Raw genomic sequence first — 19,303 nt, forward strand, 5'->3', positions numbered from 1 at the left:
GATGACGCCTGCTTCCCTTCTCCGTTATAATATTCGTCATACTGGAGTTTGATCTGGAACAATGGGGGAGTAGACATGAAGCTGGATGGTGTACAGATTGAATATGCATCTCGGGAGGACTTGCCAAGGATTGTGGAAATTTATAACTCCACAATTGAGAGCCGGATGGTGACAGCAGATCTGGAGCCGGTGACGGTAGAGCAGCGCATTCCGTGGTTTGAAGAGCATTCGCCGGACCATCGTCCGCTCTGGGTGATGAGGCATGAAGGACAAGTTGTGGCCTGGGCCAGCTTGAGCTCATTTTACGGGCGTCCTGCATACAACGGCACAGTGGAAGTGAGTGTGTACGTTGATCAGCAATGCCGGGGAATCGGGGCTGGGGGACGCTTGCTGAACACGATTTTTGCTGCCTGTCCTGCGCTGGGAATTACGACGATCCTGGGATTTGTCTTTGGACATAATGAACCAAGTCTTGGTTTGCTGCGTAAGCATGGCTTCGAGCAATGGGGGTACTTTCCGGAAGTGGCTGTGTTGGACGGCGTAAACCGAGATTTGGCGATTCTGGGCAGAAAAATAACGTAAATTTGCTGTAACTAGGCCATGAGCTATGATCAGGATCAATTGCTAATGAACCCTGCTAACTGAAAACCTCCAATTCACGTTGACGTGGATTGGAGGTTTTTTTATGTTCTATTTTGGATGTGAATCGTTCTTATAACCCAAGCTTCTGCAGGATCTCCCTGATTTGTCCGAGATGGCGCTCTTCGTGATAGCTTGTAAAATTAATCCACTGAGCAATCCGGTGCCGAAACGAAATGCGGAAACTTGAACTTAAGCATAGAGGATTGGAATGGAAATTGCGAATGTGAGCAAATGGACATTGTTAAACGAACTTATTAAAACAGAAATAAAGCCGTTCATCAGGAACGACCTGTTTAGAAAAACAGCGATCTCCAAAAAAAGATTGACGGGTAGACCACGGCAAACTATAATCGGTAACAAGTAACTTGATATGTGAGGAGTCCTGACATGATATGTTAGTAATCGACGAGGTATATCACCATACAGCATTGCAAATATCATCGTCCGATTTATTGTACCTTATCGAACGGCTGAAGGTCAAAAAAGAAAATGAGATTGAAACTCTCAAACATAAAATTGAACAATTTGAGCAAAAGAAGCGTGCGGAAGAAGTGGCCTATCAATCTATGTCGACGGTACGCAAGTGGTTTGCAGGACGTCCTGCTTCTCATCACCAGGCGGTGGAGTATATGGTTCAGGTGAAGGAACGTTTTCGCAAGATGGAGCAGATCCGCCGCCGCATTCGTGAGTTGGATCGGATCGTTGAACGAATTGAGCACCCTCACAGCAAGGAAAGGGACGAGATCGAGCTTCCGCCCGATACGATCCGTGAGATCAGACAGCTTAGTGAAACGGAGGATGTACAAGCATGACTTTGGAGACGTTAAGCTCCGGGATCGATACGGTCTGGGTTGTACTGAGCGCGGCCATGATATTATTGATGGAGGGTGGATTCGCCCTGCTGGAGGCCGGGTTTGTACGCTATAAAAATAGTGTGAACATTATTATGAAGGTTTTTGCCGACATTACGATAGGCACATTACTGTTTTATGCCGTCGGATTCGGCTTGATGTACGGTTCTGATGCCGGAGGTTTTGCTGGGGTTACGGGATTTTTCCTGAATGGCGATTTGTCTCATATCGATGTGCCTGTATCGCTTGAAACGTTTTGGCTGTTCCAGGCTGCGTTCACGATTGCTGTAATATCCATCGTGTCAGGTGCTGTGGCTGAACGGATCAACTTCCGGGCCTATCTTTTGTACATCATCTTGATGACTGCGATTATATACCCAATTGGTGGTCACTGGGCATGGGGCGGCGGCTGGCTCAGTAAGCTGGGCATGCAGGATTTTGCCGGATCGGCTGTCATTCATGCGCTCGGCGGGTTCTCGGCCTTGGCTGCAGCGATCATTATCGGTCCACGCAAAGGCAAATACACTCCACATGGCGTAAGTGCGATTGCCCTTCCGAGCAACCTGCCGCTTGCCTCTGTAGGTGCATTTCTGCTGTGGTTTGGCTGGTTCGGTTTCAATGCAGGGAGCACGCTGAGTGCCACCGATGCTAGAATTGGTCATATTGCATTAGTCACCATGTTATCGGCTGCCTCGGGTGGAGCGGTTACGCTGTTATACACGCTGTTCCGCTTCAAGCGTTCAGATGCGCCATCGGTCATTAATGGGTCCCTTGCTGGTCTGGTCGGCATTACCGCAGGCTGTGCTTTTGTAGGCGATGTTGCTGCGATATTTATCGGGGCGGTTTCCGGACTGCTCATGATGGCAGCAACGAATTGGCTTGACCGTCGTCAGATCGATGATCCGGTCGGTGCTTTCCCGGTCCATGCTGCATCCGGGGTGTGGGGCACGATTGCCGTAGGGCTGTTTGCCACAGATGGTGGATTATTCATGGGTGGCGGATGGAGGCTGCTCGGTGTTCAGGCACTTGGGCTCGCTGCGCTTGTCATCTGGGGCTTTGTCATGACATGGCTCGGACTGAAGCTCATTGGCAAAATGGTTCCGGTTCGTTCCACGGAAGAAGAGGAAGAACTGGGACTGGATATTAGCTACCATGGTGTGATGGCTGCGCATCAGGCTCATGAGTTTCTTGATGGCGAAGAGCACATTCGGGCATTCCAGCGTGATCCGTCCGATCGGATTCGTTAAGAAAGGTAGGGGTTAAGAGACTGACAGATGCTTCTGTGGGTCTCTTTTTTTAACCTCAAGCAGGGAAAGAAGTCGGGACGGAAGAATATACAGGTGTGAACGTGAATATGTCTCACCATAGATGTATTGGCTGAAGGAGAGGATCTGAATGATTAAACCTGAACAATGTGAACGTCTGACCAGAAAAGCCCGCAAGACGCTTGAGGAGTATGGATTGGGCACTGCCGCTGATTTATTGGTGTCCTCAAGCCGCTGGGGGATCCGGCTTGATGTATCGACACTCGATGAATACCGCCGAACGGGAAATTCACGTGTGGGAGGGAATCCGGACCTGCCTGAGCACATCCAATGGCCCCTGACACAGGAGGGTGTGCCGATGACTTTTCTTGCCCAACTGAATCTCGTGGACTTGCTTCCTTATACCCCGAATGATGGACGCGTGAGCTTGCCTGAGCGAGGGATGCTGTACTTTTTCATCGGAGTGGATGAGCCAGCTTATAATATTGAACACCATGTGATCTATGAACCCGATTCTCATAACTTGACTAGACGTGAGCCTGACGGTGATACCGCTCTGGAAACAGAATTGGTTGCACATGCCGTAACGGTACTGCCTAATCTGGAGTTTCCTACATACGCTTACGTTGATGCCCAGGCGCTGAATGCATTATCTGTACAGCAGACGGGCGAGAACGACACTGCAGACCCGGAAGGTGGGCTGTATGAACGATATCTTGAATTTGAATCGGACTGGAATCACCCGAGTACCCAAAACTGGGGTGGCATGTTTGGATACCCTGACGGTCAACACCCGGATGCAGAGCATCAAGCCCTGTTACAGATCGTGCTCGGAGAGGAATACGAGTATGATGAACAAAAGTGTGAAAACAAACTGACCGCACATTATGGTGGAGATCCGGAACGTACACGGCAGGAACTTGATGATACCTTGCTGCTTCTGAAAATAGATACTCACGATGCCATCGGCTTTCAATGGTGGGACTGCGGGGAACTGCAATTCTTCATTCGTAAATCTGACTTGTTTGCCGGAAGGTTCGATCAAACGTATTGTTCGTTATACTCGAGTTAAGGCCCGGTTTGAACGTATATAAGCAACAAAACGTCCCTGATTCCGTCTATATGATGGAGGAGGGACTTTTTTTGTTCGTGAATGTTGGTTTTGGTGCATAGCTTGTTTATATATATAGGGGGTATGATCTTGGTTGAAACACGATCATATGTTCTGTATAATGGGATGAAAAGGAAGTGGTATCGGGTGATTCAATCCGCATTTAAACATATTGATGTGGCTGTGACGTCATTGATAGATATCTGTGATCAGCTGTCCGAACAGGATTTGACGTTGACTCCAATTGAGGGCGAGCCCCCGGTTGGTGAACTGCTCTCTCATCTGTCGATGATCTGTCGTGCGGATGTGTACATATCGGAAGGGGCATCGGAAGAGGAGATGGCTTCGTTTTACGAAGAAAATCAACCCCAAACCCTAAGTGAGATCAAGCAGGCACTGATTGAGAATCAGATGTATCTGTATCAACGGTACAGGCAGTTCAATACAGAGGAACTGCTTAAGGTGACTGATTCCTACTGGGGAGCATCCTATAGTCGTCTGGAGTGGCTGCTCGAGATTATGGGGCATGTTTATCATGACAGAGGACAATTGTATACGATGCTAACCTTAACGGGAAGAGAGACGAAGGTCCCATTGCTTAAATAGTTAACATATTGATATTCTCGGTGCTGCCTGAAGGAGTATCGATCTGATAGAATACATAGAAGCGTACAATCCGGTTCAGGCCAAGGTTAAAGGAGCAACTGACTGACGATACTATTCGTTAACAACGGAGGCTCAGGGTTGAAACAGAATCTTACATATCATGCGTTAATAGAAATGCTTCAGAACGTTCCTGAGTTGCCTCAGGCAACGGAGATCGAGCCTATTTTGAAGGGATAAAGAAGCTGGGATTCGCTGCCCAAAGCTGGGCCTATTTGCATCTGAGACGAGCATTCCATATTCGATGGGACAGATCCAGAGTTACTTTGGTGGTGGCGAGCCCGACGAGCTGTTCTGGAGGTTGTATTCTCTGTACACTGCAATGGCACTTGTGTCTTCCATGGTGTGGATTCAGCAGGTGAAGCCGGAAGAGACGGATGATATGGTGGACAAGATTGAGCTTGTCCGGGAAAATCATGATGATTTTCGCAGATTCATTCCCCGGTGGTATAATTTGAAGAATCAATGATTCATGGAATCGAAAGGAATAATGCCGTGGCACAGCCAGCTACCATTCTGCTTGTGGATGACGAGCAGGATATTATTAAACTGATGGAGATTTATTTTGGCAATGAAGGTTACCGGGTTCTTACGGCGAGTGACGGGATCGAGGCGCTTGAACAATTGAAGCAAGAGCCGATCGATCTGATTATCCTGGATGTCATGATGCCGAATATGGATGGGATTGAAGCTTGCATGAAGATTAGGGAAGAGCAGAAGATGCCGATCATTATGCTCTCCGCCAAAAGCATGGATATCGATAAAATAACGGGGCTGAGCATCGGTGCAGATGACTATGTGACCAAGCCGTTTAATCCCCTTGAACTCGTCGCCAGGGCCAAATCCCAGCTTCGCAGGTACCATACGTTTAATGAAGGGCGGGAGCAAAAGGAGCATGAGTGGGTTATCGATGATCTCGTCATTAATACCGATACGCATGAAGTCTGGGTGGATGAGCAGCCTGTTCGTCTGACTCCCCGTGAGTTTGCCGTGCTGGAGCTGCTTGCACGTCATCAAGGCTCTGTTTTAAGCATGGAGCAGATTTACAGACAGGTGTGGAAAGAAGAATTTATGGAATCGAATAATACGGTGATGGTTCATATCCGGAAGATTCGGGAGAAGATCGAAATCGACAGCAAACATCCGAAATTTATTCAAACGGTGTGGGGCGTAGGCTATAAAATGATTAAACCATAACAATAATACATTAACACAACGCCACAATAGATAAGCAGTTAAAGCGTATTCGCAGGGAGTCATGAAGATGAATTCAAAGTTAATTCATACGGTCCGTTGGAAATTTATCTATGCATTTCTGCTGAGTGGGGTTCTGACGGCGGCTATTCTGTATGGTGGCGGCAAGGTTGTGCAATCCATCTTGGCAGCCCAGGCTTATCCCAATTACTCCATTCCGGCCAGGGCAGTCCGGTGGCTGATTAACCATATTGGTTCTGTTCCGCTGATGATTATGATCGGCGTACTTGCTTTTGTGCTGTTCTTTTTCCTGTTTACACGCAGGGTGATGCTGGTCCTGGATGAGATTACGGCTGGAATTCAGGAAGTGGCCAAAGGCGAATTGGCTCATCGGATCGAAGTGAAGACCTCGGATGAATTTGGTGTTGTTGCTTCCAGCATCAATCAGATGGCCGAGCAATTACAGCAGTCACTGCAGGAAGAGCGAAATGCGGTAGCTGCCAAAAATGATCTGATCACGGGGATCTCTCACGATCTGAGAACGCCGCTGACTTCCATTCTTGGTTTTCTGGAGTACATCGAGAAGGACAGGTATCAGGACGAGATTGAGATGCGTTATTACGTCAGCATTGCATATGAGAAATCATTAACATTAAGGAAGCTGATCGACGATTTGTTTGAATATACACGAGTCAGTGGTGGAAGCCTCCCATTGTCTCTGACACCTCTCAATCTGAATCCGTTCCTGATGCAGCTGGCCGAAGAGTTTGCTCCAATGCTGGAAGAAGCGGGCATGACGTACAAATTCATTGGCGGTCAAGTGCCGCTGTGGATTATGGCAGCTCCGGGTGAGCTTGTCCGTGCGTACGAGAATCTGTTCAGCAATGCGATCCGGTATGGGGCGCAGGGAAAAGTGGTGGAAATTGCACTGTCCCTTGATCAGGGAGAAGCCGTGTTACGTATCAGTAATTATGGTGAACCCATTCCGGCACAGGATCTGCCCCGTTTATTTGAAAGGTTCTATCGGGTCGACAAATCCCGCTCACGCGACACGGGTGGAACGGGGCTTGGCCTGGCCATTGCAAAATCCATGATAGAATTGCATCATGGCAGTATAGCTGCATACAGCGAGAACGGCAGAACGGATTTTGTGACCCGTTTCCCGCTGGCCCCTGCTTCCGTTCACCATGATGCGGAGGAATGGTAACAGGTAACAGAAGCGGCGTTTGTTAAGAAAATGATAAGGAGTTGACCACTTCCTTATTAAGAAGTATTCGGTAAGCTTAACCTCAATCCACAGAGGATCTACACAATGGAGGAGGAGACCGAATATGAGAGGTTCATTACGTACAGTCAGATCAAGATACATATACATTTGTGGAGCAAGTGCGCTGCTTAGCGCCGTGCTCCTGTTTGTCGTTTCCCACATGTCACGTTTTGCTTACCATCACATCTGGTCTGAATCGACATGGGTGACTCGTTTCATCCACTGGGGAATCAACCATGTCGGAACAAGGCCGCTCATGATATTAATCGGAGGAGCCTTTTTTGCCTTGTTTTTCTGGATTCGTTCCCAAAAAATCTCGGATGATATGAACCGGATTGCAGCAGGAACACAAGAGTTGGCCTTGGGACAGGTGCCGGCTCCGATTGAGGTGTTAAATGGTGGAGAGCTGAGACAGATTGCCGTCAATCTGAATGAAATTGCGCATCGCATGCACGCGGGGAAGTTACGGGATCATGAAGGTTTGGCACAACTGTCCGGGAATATTCCAAGTCTGAGTCAGCTTTCTGAAGAGTTGCCGGAAGGAGAACGATTGGAGTGGGGTTCCATGCAAGCTGATCTGCCGATCAAGCTCACGCTGTACGGCGTTCGTTCAGCTCTGGAGGAGATTATGGGAGGACACTGTCGGGACGAAGCGGAGAATCAGCATTGGGTTAGGCTGGCCTATGAACAGACATTGCTGTTACAGCATGCGCTTGAGTCCGTGCATCTGAAATCACAGGAATATCCTGTTTCAGGAGAGCAGGCAGGCAAGGAGCAGGAATGTTGAGATTTCGGATTAAGCAGGGAATCTATCGAGTATTTGATGTATCGGTGGTTATCGTTGTTTTATTCGTCATGGGTTGTATCTATATCGTTACTTACGGCGAAGCTGTGCTCCGCAATAATCCGGAGGTGATAACAAAAGTCTCTTCGACGGTTATTAAAGATGCGGCGGGAGCTGAAATTACAAGATTGCGTACGCAGTCCAAAGGGTTCACAGAATATGCGGACCTGGAGGACATGCCGGATTTGTTGGTACAGGCGTTCTTGGCTACGGAAGATCGCCGCTTTTATGATCATGACGGGTTGGATTATATCGGTATTGGCCGGGCCGTCGCGCAGGATGTCATTCACATGGATTGGAGTCAGGGAGGAAGCTCCATTACACAGCAGTTAGCCAGAAACCTATATTTAAACGGAGAGAAAACGCTGGTACGCAAGGTGAATGAAATGTCGATTGCCCTTTCCCTTGAAAAGAGATTTAACAAGGATGAACTGCTGGAGATGTATCTGAATCATATCTATATGGGACGTCAGCAGTATGGTGTGAAAGCAGCTGCCTGGCGCTACTTCGGCAATGAAGATCTGCATCAGCTTGAACTATGGCAGATTGCTACCTTGGCGGGAATTCCAAAGGGACCTTCCATATACAATCCGGTGGATGATTATGAACGGTCCAAGCAAAGGCGATCCGTCATCCTTACGCTGATGCATGAACAGGGACTTGTTACCAAAGGGCAAATGCTGGAAGCGCGCCAGGTAGACTACACGCCGCCTGCAGCAGGCATGTCTGCTGCAGGCGAATATAATAAGCCGGATTATAGATCTGCGGTCGATGCCGTGATGCAGGAAGCCGCTCGTCTCACGGGCAAGCGTGAAACAGAGATTCAATCCGCCGGTTGGACTATTCACACTGGTCTCAACAGTCAGGCACAGCGTGCCATGGAGGAGACATTCCGTGAAACTTCGCGGTTTACGGACGATCGTGAAGACCAACAAGTACAGGCGAGTATGGTCATTGTGGATCAGCATAATGGTGAAGTGAAAGCGATGATGGGTGGACGTGACCCTGTGACAGGTGGCATCAACCGGGCAATCAAGGATGCCAGGCAGCCCGGTTCGGCATTTAAGCCTATTATTGCGTACGGCCCGGCTCTGGAATCCGGACGCTTCAGCCCGGAAAGCATGTTACCTGACAAACGAATATCCTATGGCAGCTATCAACCTAGCAATTTGGGAGGACAGTACAGAGGTTCAGTCAGCATGTCGCTGGCACTTCAGAAGTCCTTTAATGCCCCGGCAGTATGGCTGCTTAATCAGACAGGGCTGGAAGCAGCACATGTGTTTGCTGGCAGGTTAGGAATTGAACTGGGTCAGGAAGATCTCAACCTCTCGATTGCACTGGGAGGCGTACATAAGGGGATATCCCCGCTCAAAATGGCCCAGGCCTATTCCGTATTTGCCAATGATGGCAAGTACAATACGGCACATCTGATTCGTGAGATTACGGACGCAGATGGACAGATCATTTATGCGCATAAACCGGAAAACAAGCAAGTGATTGCATCCAGTACAGCGAATGCCATGACGAAGATGCTACGAAATGTGGTCAGCCAGGGAACAGGCAGTCGGGCGCAGCTGAGCCATGATCAGGTAGCGGGAAAAACGGGGACGACACAGGCAGCTGTGCCTGGAGTCGGGAGAGACGGTAATCGGGATCTGTGGTTTGTCGGATACACGAGCAAGTGGACTGCAGCCGTCTGGATGGGGTTTGACCATACGGATGCGGAACATTACATGCGCTCGGGCAGTGGAAACGCGGCAGATCTGTTCGCAACGGTAATGAGACGTGCGGCACAATAGGGCCGGAGATGTTCTGTTTTTTCAACGCTGGCAATACAAAATATGGATTATAAGGTATAATGTACGTTTTACATGTTTGAAAGGAGGATGAGATGGGAGATAGAGAAAGAATGACCCAGGTCGATACAAGTTCACTGTTTTCTGAACCGGGAACCAGAGTGGAGCTGCCTGGGATTTCCGGATTGGGTGGATGGCTCATTTTAATTCAGATTGGCTTATTTGCTTCGCTGCTGCTTCTGATCGTGGATTTGTCCCAGGTCGCTGTTATTATGGATCCGGCAAAATGGGGACTGATCAGCGATACTGAAAAGGATCTGTATTATCAAGTCATGAACCCGCTCCTGTGGTTTGGCATCATAAGTAACGTCATTCTTCTGATCATTGTCATTGTAAACCTGGTTCTGTTGTATATGAAAAAAAGGCAGTTTCCCCGCATGATGATCACGCTGTACATTGCTAACGTGCTTGCCGGGATCGGAACATGGATCATGATTGGACAGGCCGAGATTCCAGGAGCGCTAAACGGGTTTGATACCACACCAGCACGGAATTTAACCATACGATCCATACTGACATGCTGTATCTTTATTCCGTATTTTCTGAAATCAGTGCGGGTGAAGAATACGTTCGTAAAGTAATAGGATTAGCAAAAGACATACAGCCCCAAACAATGGCATGCTAAAAGGCCCGTTATGGTTCAGGTTTATCCTGCACGTAACGGGCTTTCTTAGTGAACGTCTGATGTATGAGAAGGAACGTAATTCATTATGATTTTGCCCTTAACGCCCTAGGCAAGCGGCGTATCATCTGATTCAGAACTTCAGACAACACCAGCCCGACAGCGATGGCCCCGGATAACATTAACGCCTTGGCAGCCATCTCCATGGCTGCACTGTAGTCATTTTGCACAAAGCTGCGCATGGCGTTGTACGCGAGACCACCAGGGACCAGTGGAATGATGCCAGCAACGCTGAAGATAATGACCGGTGCCCGGAACAGGCGGGAGAACATCTGGCTGATGACACCCACAGCAATGGTAGCTGCAAGCGTAGCGGGAACGGCATCTGCCGCGTATTCGAGCACAACATAGATAAGCCAGCCGATCATGCCAACGAAGCCGCCGTGAAGCAGCATGCGGCGTGGTGCATTAAATATAATTCCAAACGCAGCCGAAGCGACAAAGCTGGTCAGAGCCTGTTCTATAAAATGAAGCATAACCTGCATTCCTCCGTCTTACGTAAAAAGTGAAAATACAACCGCAATGCCTGTACCAATGGCAAACGCAGTCAGAAACGCCTCGGCTCCCTTGGATAACCCGGACACCAGATGCCCGGCCATCAGGTCACGCACAGCGTTGGTAATCAGGAGTCCTGGCACCAGAGGCATGACCGAGCCGATAATGATCTTGTCGCGTTCATGTCCTGCACCAATCGCGACAAGTAGAAAGGCCAGCAAACCAATGACAAAGGCTGCGCTCAGCTCCGCGAAAAACTTGACCAGCACAAGTCGGTGAAAAACAATGACTGCGGCATAACCGATACCCCCGCAGATCACGGCAGGCAGGAAGTCGTCCCAGCCCCCGCCGAACATAATGGTAAAACAGCCGCTCGAAAGTGCCGCAGCAAGGAGTTTTACACGTGCAGAATAGGAAGAGGGCTTGCCTTCAATCTGCAATAACAGGTCGTGCGCTTCCTGGACGGTTAATTCCCCTTGTCCTATGCGACGGGAGACGGCATTTACCTCGGACACCTTATCCAGATCCGTTGTGCGCTCAGAGATGCGGATCAGCTTGGCCGGTTCGGTCGCATCCACCGAGAAAAAGATGCCTGTCGGCACAACATAGCTATGTGAATGGGGGAGCCCCAGGGCGGCGGCCATCCGTTTCATCGTATCTTCCACACGGTAGGTTTCACCACCGCTTTGCAGCATGATTTTACCTGCCAACAAGCAGATGGCAATCACGCGGGACTGTTCTGTCGTATTCTTTTCAGTGATCTCCGTCCCCGTCTGAGCTGGGGGTGGAGGATCATGAGGGATGTATTTCAACGGGATCCTGCTCCGTTTCATATGAGATAAGGCCTGGGGCCGACACCATTGTATCATATTTCACACGTAAACACGGAAACATACCGCATGAGCACATAAAGTCATACACCGTTTACCCCATTCATTTTTGAAAAGAGCTTGTTCCAGCGCCAAAAAGGCCACGTTTCCAATACCTGAAGGGTACAGGAGCGAGGCCTTTGGTATGATATACGCTCCAGGTTACATTAACAGGGTAATGACCAGCAGCTCATACAGCACGAGGGGCAGAATGGTCGGTCCAAACAACGCGCGTGGCTCAGGATATCCATGCATCGGCGTAACCTGAAGATACAGAATTCCCCGATCTGCGCTGATGATGACCCCTTCCCATACCTGACCATCGATATTTTGGACCTGTACTTTCTGGCCCACATACTGCCGGGCTGTATGATGAAGCATATTCCGCACACTTTGTACGGATTGGAGCATCGGTTGATTGGCCTGATAAACGACGCGTGCGGACGGTGTGGATGTGGATTCAGACATGGTGCACAACCCTTCCTCGAAATAAGTTCTTACTTCAAGGTATGCATCTGCCTACAAAAGGTGATTACACCATTGACCTCTGAAGTGTTCCACTATCTTGCGCCGGAGAAAAAACCGCTAACGATAATTCGCTAGCGGTCAAGTAATCATACAATAGAAATAAGAGTTATCCGGAATATATGTCTACAATGAAGTATTACTTCAATTTCTCTAAGGACTCTTTAATAGCTGGACTCAGACTGTAAGTCTTTAAAATGGTTTCGATTGCTTCTGCTCGTGTTGCTCCGCTGTTCGGGTCAAACGTCTGCTCATTTTTACCCTCGAAGATTCCCAGAGCAGCTGCCTTCTTGATGGCATCTGCACCAAATGCCCCATCCAAATCCGTAAATTGTACATTGGATGTATCGATGTTTAGGATGAGTGAATTCAAAACACGTGTGATGATCAGGGCCATCTCCTGACGAGAAATGGTTTGTTCCGGACGGAGCGTACCGTCCTCGTATCCGTTCAGTACTCCAACAGATACCAGCTTTTTGAGGTTATTGGTGGACCAGCGATTATTAATGTCACTGAATCCTGCGAAATCCTCTTCATTAAGTGTTACTTTACGTGATGCCATATCTACAAAAGCACGATCAATCATTGCTGCAAATTCAGCACGAGTGATTTGTTCATCAGGCTCAAATCCACCATTAGGATATCCTTTGATAACGCCCAGTTTGGTCAGTTTTTCAATGGACGGAAACGCCCAGTGTTGTTGAACATCACCAAAATGTAGTGTTACGAAGGCACCACCTTTGCTGATGATCTCAGCCGTCTTAGCCTCCACACCAGCGATTACATTGCTATCTGCATTAACAACCCGGGTTCTGAAAATATCGTTAGGGTCTTGGTAATCCTCGGATTTTTCTGGTGTACTTGGTTGCTCCGATACTGGAGTTTCTGGTGTAGTTGTATCTTCCGGTTTTGGATCAACAGACACCGTTGGCGTTGTTACTGTACCAGTCGATGAACCGGATGTTGTGCTATTGTCACTGCTAGGAACGGATGGCGGACTGGATGGCGTTGTACCACCACCACTATCAGTACCATTTCCATTGCTTCCTTTGACAACTTGGACCATAACTTCAGAGGTACTATCAGCTACACCGTGTCTGGCATCCCCGAAATATTTAGCGGTAATGGGGTGATCTCCGATACTTAGATCGCTTGTTGTGAAATATGCTTTTGCCACACCGTTAGCCACACCATCCGGCCACATGGCAAGTGTAGCTAATTCTGTATCTCCATCCATAAGGACTACGGATCCAGCAATATCCCGGGATATTTGCGGGTTTGTTTCTGTCTTAACGTAAAAAGTCACCGGGTTTCCAAATTGGGATGGATTCAGGTAACTCGTAACCTTCGTTACCGTTGGATGTTCTGATGGAGACGTTGCTGTAGTTGATATCGTTTGAGTTAGCGGGGCTGAGGTACTGCCCTTAAATTGACTGTCCCCACTATACTCCGCAGTAATCTGATGGTCACCAGCACTAAGGTTTCTTACTGAGAAAAATGCTAGATCAGGTTTAGTCACGTCAGTGCCTAGTGTGGCGGTACCTAATACTGTATCGCCTTCCTTAAATGTTATCGTGCCTGTCGGAGTTTCGTAAGTATCCATATAATTTCTACTTACTGTCGCCATAAACGACACAGGCTCTCCTTCTGAGGCCGGGTTACGCGTGCTTTCAATATTAACGGACGTATTAACTAGATTTTCACTACCGTCTGGAGGGGATGTACTTTCACCATTTGGCGGTGTTGGTGTACTTGCACCACTTCCCTCTACAACTTGGATCATAATCTCAGAGGTACTATCAGCTACACCGTGTCTTGTGTCACCGTAATATTTAGCGGTAATGGGGTGATTTCCGATACTTAGATCACTTGTTGTATATGATGCTCTTGCGTGACCGTTAGAAACCCCTTTTGGCGACATCGGAAGCGTAGCTAGTTCAGTCTCACCATCCATGAGGACTACGGTGCCTGAAATATCTTTGTATATTTGTGGATCTGTTTTTGTACTTACGTCAAAAGTCACCGAGTTTCCAAATTGAGATGGATTCAGGTAACTGGTAACCACCGTTACACTTGGATGTTCTGAAGGAGATGCAGCTGCAGGGGATACCGTCTGTGTAATTGGATCAGAAATACTGCCGCTATAATTGCTGTCCCCACTGTATTCAGCTGTAATTTGATGTTCTCCAGCACTAAGGTTTTTCACGGAAATAAGCGCTTTACTAGGAATCGAATCATTTACTACATTTGCACTACCAATGAGGTTATCTCCATCCTTGAATGTTACCGTACCTGTTGGATCAGCATAAACATTAGACGTACCCTTCTTAATTACCGCCATAAACGTAACAGGATCAGTTTCTGAGGCCGGGTTACGTGTGCTCTGAATAGTAATGGAAGTACTAACAAGTGAGACACTTTCGCCTGGAGGAGTTGTGCCTTCTTCTGCGTAAACAGCAGTGGCAGAAGTAAACATCAAGGCGGTTACTAGCAAAGCGCTGACCTTTTTCTTGAACTTAAAGAACATATGCATGACTTCCCCTTCAAAATTTTAGTAGTGATCTGTGATCATGGAGTAATACAGGGTCACAGAAACAACAAAAGTAATATCGTCAGAATTTGTCGAAACTTTAATGTTTTTGTCGGAATATCGCATAACAATCTGTATTCAACCTTTTTTTGTTGGCCAACTGGGCCGTACCTGGTTACTTCTACTTAAATATAAAAATAAGGCCATTGACGGCATGGAGTATGCGGTCAATGACCTGTGCGGATGTGGATTCAGATAAGGTGTACATTCCTTACTCGAAATAAGTTCTTTCAGATCAGCATCAGCCCACAAAAAATGATTACACAAACGACATCTGAAGTGTCCCGCGTCCGGCCTGATAACCAACTCTGCCCAGTGCTCCATTCACAAAAGTGAGCTGCGGCGGAATGTGACCGAGGTCCACATCGTACAATACAGGGACATCCAGATCACCCAGTGCCGAGGACAGGGCATCGGTGAAGTTGAAATCTCCGGTATCTGAGTAACCCGCTGGTCTGCCGAACAAGAAGCCTTGCACTCCCGCAAACCAGCCGGCCTGCCTCATCTGCCACAAATGGCGATAGATATCCCCAGCATTCATCTCACAGCTCTCCATATACCAGATCGTGCCCTCATCTGCACAATACTGATCCAGGTACGATGCAACCGGAGCGTAGGGGGTTCCGATCAGGCAGGTGATCGTATCCATGCAGCCGCCAATGAGTCGCCCCGAGAACGTAACAGGGGAGTTCGCATCATCGGGTTGACCGAGTTGTTTCCAGCGGGAAGGGGTATCCAGGTTAAATCCGGGTAACTCTCTTTTCCAGGCCGATTGGTAATGAGTGGAGGAGGATTGCGTGAGTTGCCCTCCTTGCCCAGTCTGTAATACATCCATCCAGCGGGCGGTCACAGGATCAAGCTTGTTGGATCTGAGGTCCACGTAATTGGTGCCATGTGCTGTAGCTGTGCCTGTGAGCAGGGTATAGGCGAATAAAAAGGTGCTGATGTCCGAATAGCCCAAGACCCATTTCGGTGGTAACGTCCGAAGAGCTTCCCAATCCAGCAGGGGCAGGATATCCATCAGGAACTCCCCGCCCCACGGCGGGATGATGGCTTGAATCCCCGGATCATGGAAAAAGGCATTCATCTCTTCGGCACGGTTCTCTTTGGACGAACTTACACATTTCATATTTTGCCGCAGCCAGCGGCTCTCCTGAACGTGGAAACCAAGCTGTTTCATATTGCGCTTGCTCTCCTCTAAATAATGATGCAGGGATTGCTCCACACCACTGGACGGTGCAGCCACCCCAATAATGTCTCCCGGAGCAAGCGGCTGAGGATAGCGGATTGAACGGGTATTCATGTGTAAGCCTCCGTTTCTGGTGAAATATTACCCTAAACTTATATGTTTCTATTATATGGAATACTTCTGTTTATCACAGTCACTATTTAGCGATTAATTGTCTAACGGAATCTCAAGGGAAAAAGGTGCTTTGACTTTCATCGGATACGTGCTCAACTTCATTTGCAGATCGCCTTTCATTTTGGCTCCGTTTTCGACAGTAGAGTGGACGCTTGTAATCCCTGAAGAATCCACATCTTCAGTACGCCAACTGGAGGATGGAACTTCATAAGTCTTGCCGACCTCATCCTTTATTTCCGTAAAAGCCAGAGTGAACCCGCCATTGATGTCTGGAACAGAGAACTCCAGAATCCGGTCTTTGCCCACAACCTCGCTTCCCATAAACTTTATAGTAGAAGGACCTCCCGTTATGCGGCCGGATTCCAAATTAAGGGTGAAATCCAGTTCATCTTTTTCCAATCCGGAAAGGCCAGAACCCTGTAAAGTCAGCTTCTTCGGAATGGAGAAATACATACTCTCAAAGTAGATGGAACGTTCGTCATCGCCACCCATCGTTGTGTCTGTTCTCCATGCACGCCCTTGCTCATCAACCAATTGAAGATCGCTAAGCCCAAATACCTTTTTGGTATTCTTCGGATCAAATGTCACATCAAGCACGAGACGAGTCGGGTAAAGCGTAGCCTGTTTCACCTCAATACGCTGTCCATCTACCGTTAAGGTTTGATTCACTGGCAGGACTTTTTTCATGCCTTTGGTTAAATTCTTGTCTACCGGTAATGTCACCTTCCACTCACCAGACTGTGCTTTATCTCTGGGTTTGAACACTACACTCAACTCTTCAGGAGGCGAAGCTTCATCGGTAAAGATAACATCAATATAATTTTCATAGATATTCATGTCAGAAATCTCTCCAGGAGAAAAATAACTAAATGCGACAGGAAGATTTTTACCATTCTCATCAAGCAAATCGATATCATACTCACCCTTCTCGAGAGCTTTCATGCCTTTCATTGTATAAAAAATAACCATGCGTGACTCGTCGGTGATAATACCGTCAATGGTCACGGAAGCACCGTCATGTTCATCGGTGATACCAACCTTTTGCAGCAGGGACTGATCAATCGCCATCTGTAAGCCTTTATCCTGGCGAATCATACTGACGATACCTTCCATCCCAGGCCATTGTTCCACAAAGGACGCGAAGGCGGGGGAAACGCGGATACATCCGGTAAACAGCAGGATAATGGCCGCTGTCGAGATGGAGCTCATGTACCAGCGCACCCGCGATCTGCGCCTGCGGGCAGCTTGGCGGATTCCGGTCTGCACAGACTGATGCACAGCAGCGTCCGGTACCGGGATGGCATTGTATTCCACTTTGCGTCCATTCAGACGTTGTTCCAGTTCTTCAAATGGCTTCTGTTCATCGGTCATGATTCATGCATCTCCTTTCGATTCTAGTTGATCACGGAGCTGTCCAAGCGTCCGGTGAAGTCGGGATTTCACTGTACCGGTGGGGATTTCGAGAATCTCAGCGGTTTCAGTCAAGGAGAAACCTTCGAAATAGCTCAGAATGATAATCTGCTTGCAATCCCGGTCCAGTGCAGAGACAGCGGCGGCAAGATCCGGGTCCGCGGGTCGATCCCAACTGCTCGGCCCATGCATCTCCGTGACGGGGCTATACCGATTCTTGCGTTTGCGTTCGTCTGCACAGTAGTTAAGCAGGATGCGGATTAGCCAGGTGCCGAAGTATGAGGGCTCTTTAAGTTTTTTTAGTTTGCGGTATGCTCTATAGGTAGTCTCCTGTATGGCTTCCAGCGCATCGCCTTCGTTGTGGAGATAGGCGTAAGCGATCCGATATAGTCGGCTCTGATGCATCTCCATCAAGGCCGCAAAAGCCTCGGCATCCCCTTTTTGTGCGGCAACGGTGAGCTCTGTAGGGGTCACATGGGGCCTCCTTTCATGGCTGCGTTTCGTATTAGACCGTGTAAGAGGCCGATCGGTTCTTGTTTTTCAAAAAAATATGTATGCAATTGCCCAATTTCTCGTGCAGAGGCATTTAAACGAATACCAAACAACCGTCAGGACGTCTCTTGTACTCCAAGAAAATCCTGACGGTTGTCCATGTTGTTTCACAATGTATTCATTCATTATTGCTGTTTCGCCGCAGCCGCTTCTTGCAGGCAAGAAGCTGTAGAAGTGTTGCCACGTTCAAGTGCAATCTCCAGTGCGGTCTGACCCGCCGAATTCAGCGCGTTCGGGTCGGCATCATGCTGGAGCAGCAGGTGGATCAGTTCAGCCTGATCCGTATGGAATGCTGCGGAGTGGAGTGCATTCTGCCCATCACTATCCAGAATAGTCGTGGATGCTCCATGTTCCAGCAACAGGCGGATCACCTCGGGAGAACGCTCTCCTGCAAGCGATGCATGGAGTGCCGTGTTGGAAGGAATAAAAGAAATCCTGGAATGGGAAATGGCGTTTACTTCGGCTCCATGCTCCAGAAGAACACGTACCACGTCTGCTTGTCCATAATGTGAGGCATATCCCAGCGGGGTGAGCCCATCTTCATTTTCTGTGTTTGCCAGCTCGGGTAGGGAAGCAAGCAGAGATTGCGTATTCGCCACGTCTCCATGCTGTGCTGCCTGAAATAGTGCCTGAATTGATTCGGATTGTTTCATACGAATAACCTCCATTCTAATCCTCAAAATAAAGTCGCTTGGCTGCTTCTAGACCGGGAACGGCAAAACAGGCAAGGGGAGAAGGCAGATCATCCAGCGGGAACCAGCCGATTTCGCCAATCGCTCCGCCTTCTTCCAGGTTCCGGGCGATGCCGGAGATTACCTGGGCCGAGTAGAGGACCGATATCCAATGCTCGTCTCGTTCCGGGCGAATCGTCTCTGCAGTGCAGAGCAGGTTGTCGATGGCAACGTCCAAATCGACTTCTTCCTTAATCTCCCGAATGACCGCCGTCTCCAGTGATTCGTAAGGATCGACTTTCCCCCCAGGAATACTCCACGTGTATTGTTCCGGCTCACGATTGCGCCACACCAGAAGTACTTCGTTGCGTTCATTCAGGATGACGGCCCCTACACCAATCCGAGGTTGATCGGAAGAAGCTGCAACAGTTAGCGTAGACGCTGCATATTCGG

General features: G+C 48.5%; 20 protein-coding genes. 11 read left to right on the forward strand and 9 right to left on the reverse strand.

Annotated features, from left to right (window positions below):
- Positions 1–75 precede the first annotated feature (75 nt).
- The 11 genes from AAIH57_RS12125 to AAIH57_RS12175 all read left to right on the forward strand — a co-directional run bounded on the left by AAIH57_RS12125 (position 76) and on the right by AAIH57_RS12175 (position 10,274).
- Positions 76–582: an N-acetyltransferase family protein gene (locus tag AAIH57_RS12125; protein WP_430021758.1), complete on the forward strand. Its 507-nt coding sequence runs from the start codon at positions 76–78 to the stop codon at positions 580–582.
- Positions 583–1,034: 452 nt separating this feature from the next.
- Positions 1,035–1,454 carry a hypothetical protein gene (locus AAIH57_RS12130; RefSeq protein ID WP_175398316.1) on the forward strand — a complete coding sequence of 140 codons (420 nt, stop codon included), beginning with the start codon at positions 1,035–1,037 and terminating at the stop codon, positions 1,452–1,454.
- Complete coding sequence (locus tag AAIH57_RS12135) at positions 1,451–2,740, forward strand: ammonium transporter (protein WP_430021759.1); 1,290 nt, start codon at positions 1,451–1,453, stop codon at positions 2,738–2,740. The genes AAIH57_RS12130 and AAIH57_RS12135 overlap by 4 nt, the downstream gene beginning before the upstream one ends.
- A 148-nt stretch (positions 2,741–2,888) precedes the next feature.
- Complete coding sequence (locus AAIH57_RS12140; RefSeq protein WP_430021760.1) at positions 2,889–3,830, forward strand: DUF1963 domain-containing protein; 942 nt, start codon at positions 2,889–2,891, stop codon at positions 3,828–3,830.
- 129 nt (positions 3,831–3,959) lie between these two features.
- Positions 3,960–4,475: a DinB family protein gene (locus tag AAIH57_RS12145; protein WP_430021761.1), complete on the forward strand. Its 516-nt coding sequence runs from the start codon at positions 3,960–3,962 to the stop codon at positions 4,473–4,475.
- Positions 4,476–4,776: 301 nt separating this feature from the next.
- Entirely contained in the window at positions 4,777–5,001 is a 225-nt protein-coding gene (locus AAIH57_RS12150) for a hypothetical protein (protein WP_430021762.1), read from the forward strand.
- Positions 4,998–5,729, forward strand: coding sequence for a response regulator transcription factor (locus tag AAIH57_RS12155; protein WP_430021763.1), 732 nt, complete (start codon positions 4,998–5,000; stop codon positions 5,727–5,729). Before AAIH57_RS12150 ends, AAIH57_RS12155 begins: the two co-directional genes overlap by 4 nt.
- Before the next feature lie 67 nt (positions 5,730–5,796).
- Positions 5,797–6,933 (forward strand): sensor histidine kinase, encoded by a 1,137-nt coding sequence (locus AAIH57_RS12160; RefSeq protein ID WP_430021764.1) that lies wholly within the window; start codon positions 5,797–5,799, stop codon positions 6,931–6,933.
- A gap of 124 nt (positions 6,934–7,057) precedes the next feature.
- Positions 7,058–7,780 carry a HAMP domain-containing protein gene (locus AAIH57_RS12165; protein ID WP_430021765.1) on the forward strand — a complete coding sequence of 241 codons (723 nt, stop codon included), beginning with the start codon at positions 7,058–7,060 and terminating at the stop codon, positions 7,778–7,780.
- A complete protein-coding gene (locus tag AAIH57_RS12170; RefSeq protein ID WP_430021766.1) occupies positions 7,774–9,636 on the forward strand; it encodes a transglycosylase domain-containing protein in 1,863 nt (620 codons plus the stop codon). Before AAIH57_RS12165 ends, AAIH57_RS12170 begins: the two co-directional genes overlap by 7 nt.
- A 92-nt stretch (positions 9,637–9,728) precedes the next feature.
- Positions 9,729–10,274, forward strand: coding sequence for a DUF2569 domain-containing protein (locus tag AAIH57_RS12175; protein WP_430021767.1), 546 nt, complete (start codon positions 9,729–9,731; stop codon positions 10,272–10,274).
- A gap of 127 nt (positions 10,275–10,401) precedes the next feature.
- On the opposite strand, the gene AAIH57_RS12180 is transcribed toward AAIH57_RS12175, so the two are convergent.
- From AAIH57_RS12180 to AAIH57_RS12220, 9 genes are all read right to left on the reverse strand, one after another.
- On the reverse strand, positions 10,402–10,851 hold the full coding sequence (locus tag AAIH57_RS12180; protein ID WP_430021768.1) for a threonine/serine exporter family protein: 450 nt from the start codon (positions 10,849–10,851) through the stop codon (positions 10,402–10,404).
- An 18-nt stretch (positions 10,852–10,869) separates the two neighbouring features.
- Positions 10,870–11,631 (reverse strand): threonine/serine exporter family protein, encoded by a 762-nt coding sequence (locus AAIH57_RS12185; protein ID WP_312884351.1) that lies wholly within the window; start codon positions 11,629–11,631, stop codon positions 10,870–10,872.
- A gap of 270 nt (positions 11,632–11,901) precedes the next feature.
- Positions 11,902–12,207 carry a hypothetical protein gene (locus AAIH57_RS12190; RefSeq protein WP_095289295.1) on the reverse strand — a complete coding sequence of 102 codons (306 nt, stop codon included), beginning with the start codon at positions 12,205–12,207 and terminating at the stop codon, positions 11,902–11,904.
- Positions 12,208–12,403: 196 nt separating this feature from the next.
- Positions 12,404–14,791: an Ig-like domain repeat protein gene (locus AAIH57_RS12195; protein WP_430021769.1), complete on the reverse strand. Its 2,388-nt coding sequence runs from the start codon at positions 14,789–14,791 to the stop codon at positions 12,404–12,406.
- A 322-nt stretch (positions 14,792–15,113) separates the two neighbouring features.
- Positions 15,114–16,157, reverse strand: a complete 1,044-nt coding sequence (locus AAIH57_RS12200; protein ID WP_430021770.1) for a S66 family peptidase — start codon at positions 16,155–16,157, stop codon at positions 15,114–15,116.
- A 93-nt stretch (positions 16,158–16,250) separates the two neighbouring features.
- The gene (locus tag AAIH57_RS12205) at positions 16,251–17,588 is read right to left on the reverse strand and encodes a DUF4179 domain-containing protein (RefSeq protein ID WP_430021771.1); all 1,338 of its coding nucleotides are present in this window, start codon (positions 17,586–17,588) and stop codon (positions 16,251–16,253) included.
- A 3-nt stretch (positions 17,589–17,591) separates the two neighbouring features.
- Positions 17,592–18,101, reverse strand: a complete 510-nt coding sequence (locus AAIH57_RS12210) for a sigma-70 family RNA polymerase sigma factor (RefSeq protein WP_430021772.1) — start codon at positions 18,099–18,101, stop codon at positions 17,592–17,594.
- A 203-nt stretch (positions 18,102–18,304) separates the two neighbouring features.
- Positions 18,305–18,832 carry an ankyrin repeat domain-containing protein gene (locus AAIH57_RS12215; protein ID WP_175398330.1) on the reverse strand — a complete coding sequence of 176 codons (528 nt, stop codon included), beginning with the start codon at positions 18,830–18,832 and terminating at the stop codon, positions 18,305–18,307.
- Positions 18,833–18,848: 16 nt separating this feature from the next.
- On the reverse strand, positions 18,849–19,250 hold the full coding sequence (locus AAIH57_RS12220; RefSeq protein ID WP_430022141.1) for an NUDIX domain-containing protein: 402 nt from the start codon (positions 19,248–19,250) through the stop codon (positions 18,849–18,851).
- Positions 19,251–19,303 lie beyond the last annotated feature (53 nt).

The sequence above is a fragment of the Paenibacillus sp. MABNR03 genome, assembly GCF_050455445.1.
Classification (GTDB): domain Bacteria; phylum Bacillota; class Bacilli; order Paenibacillales; family Paenibacillaceae; genus Paenibacillus; species Paenibacillus xylanilyticus.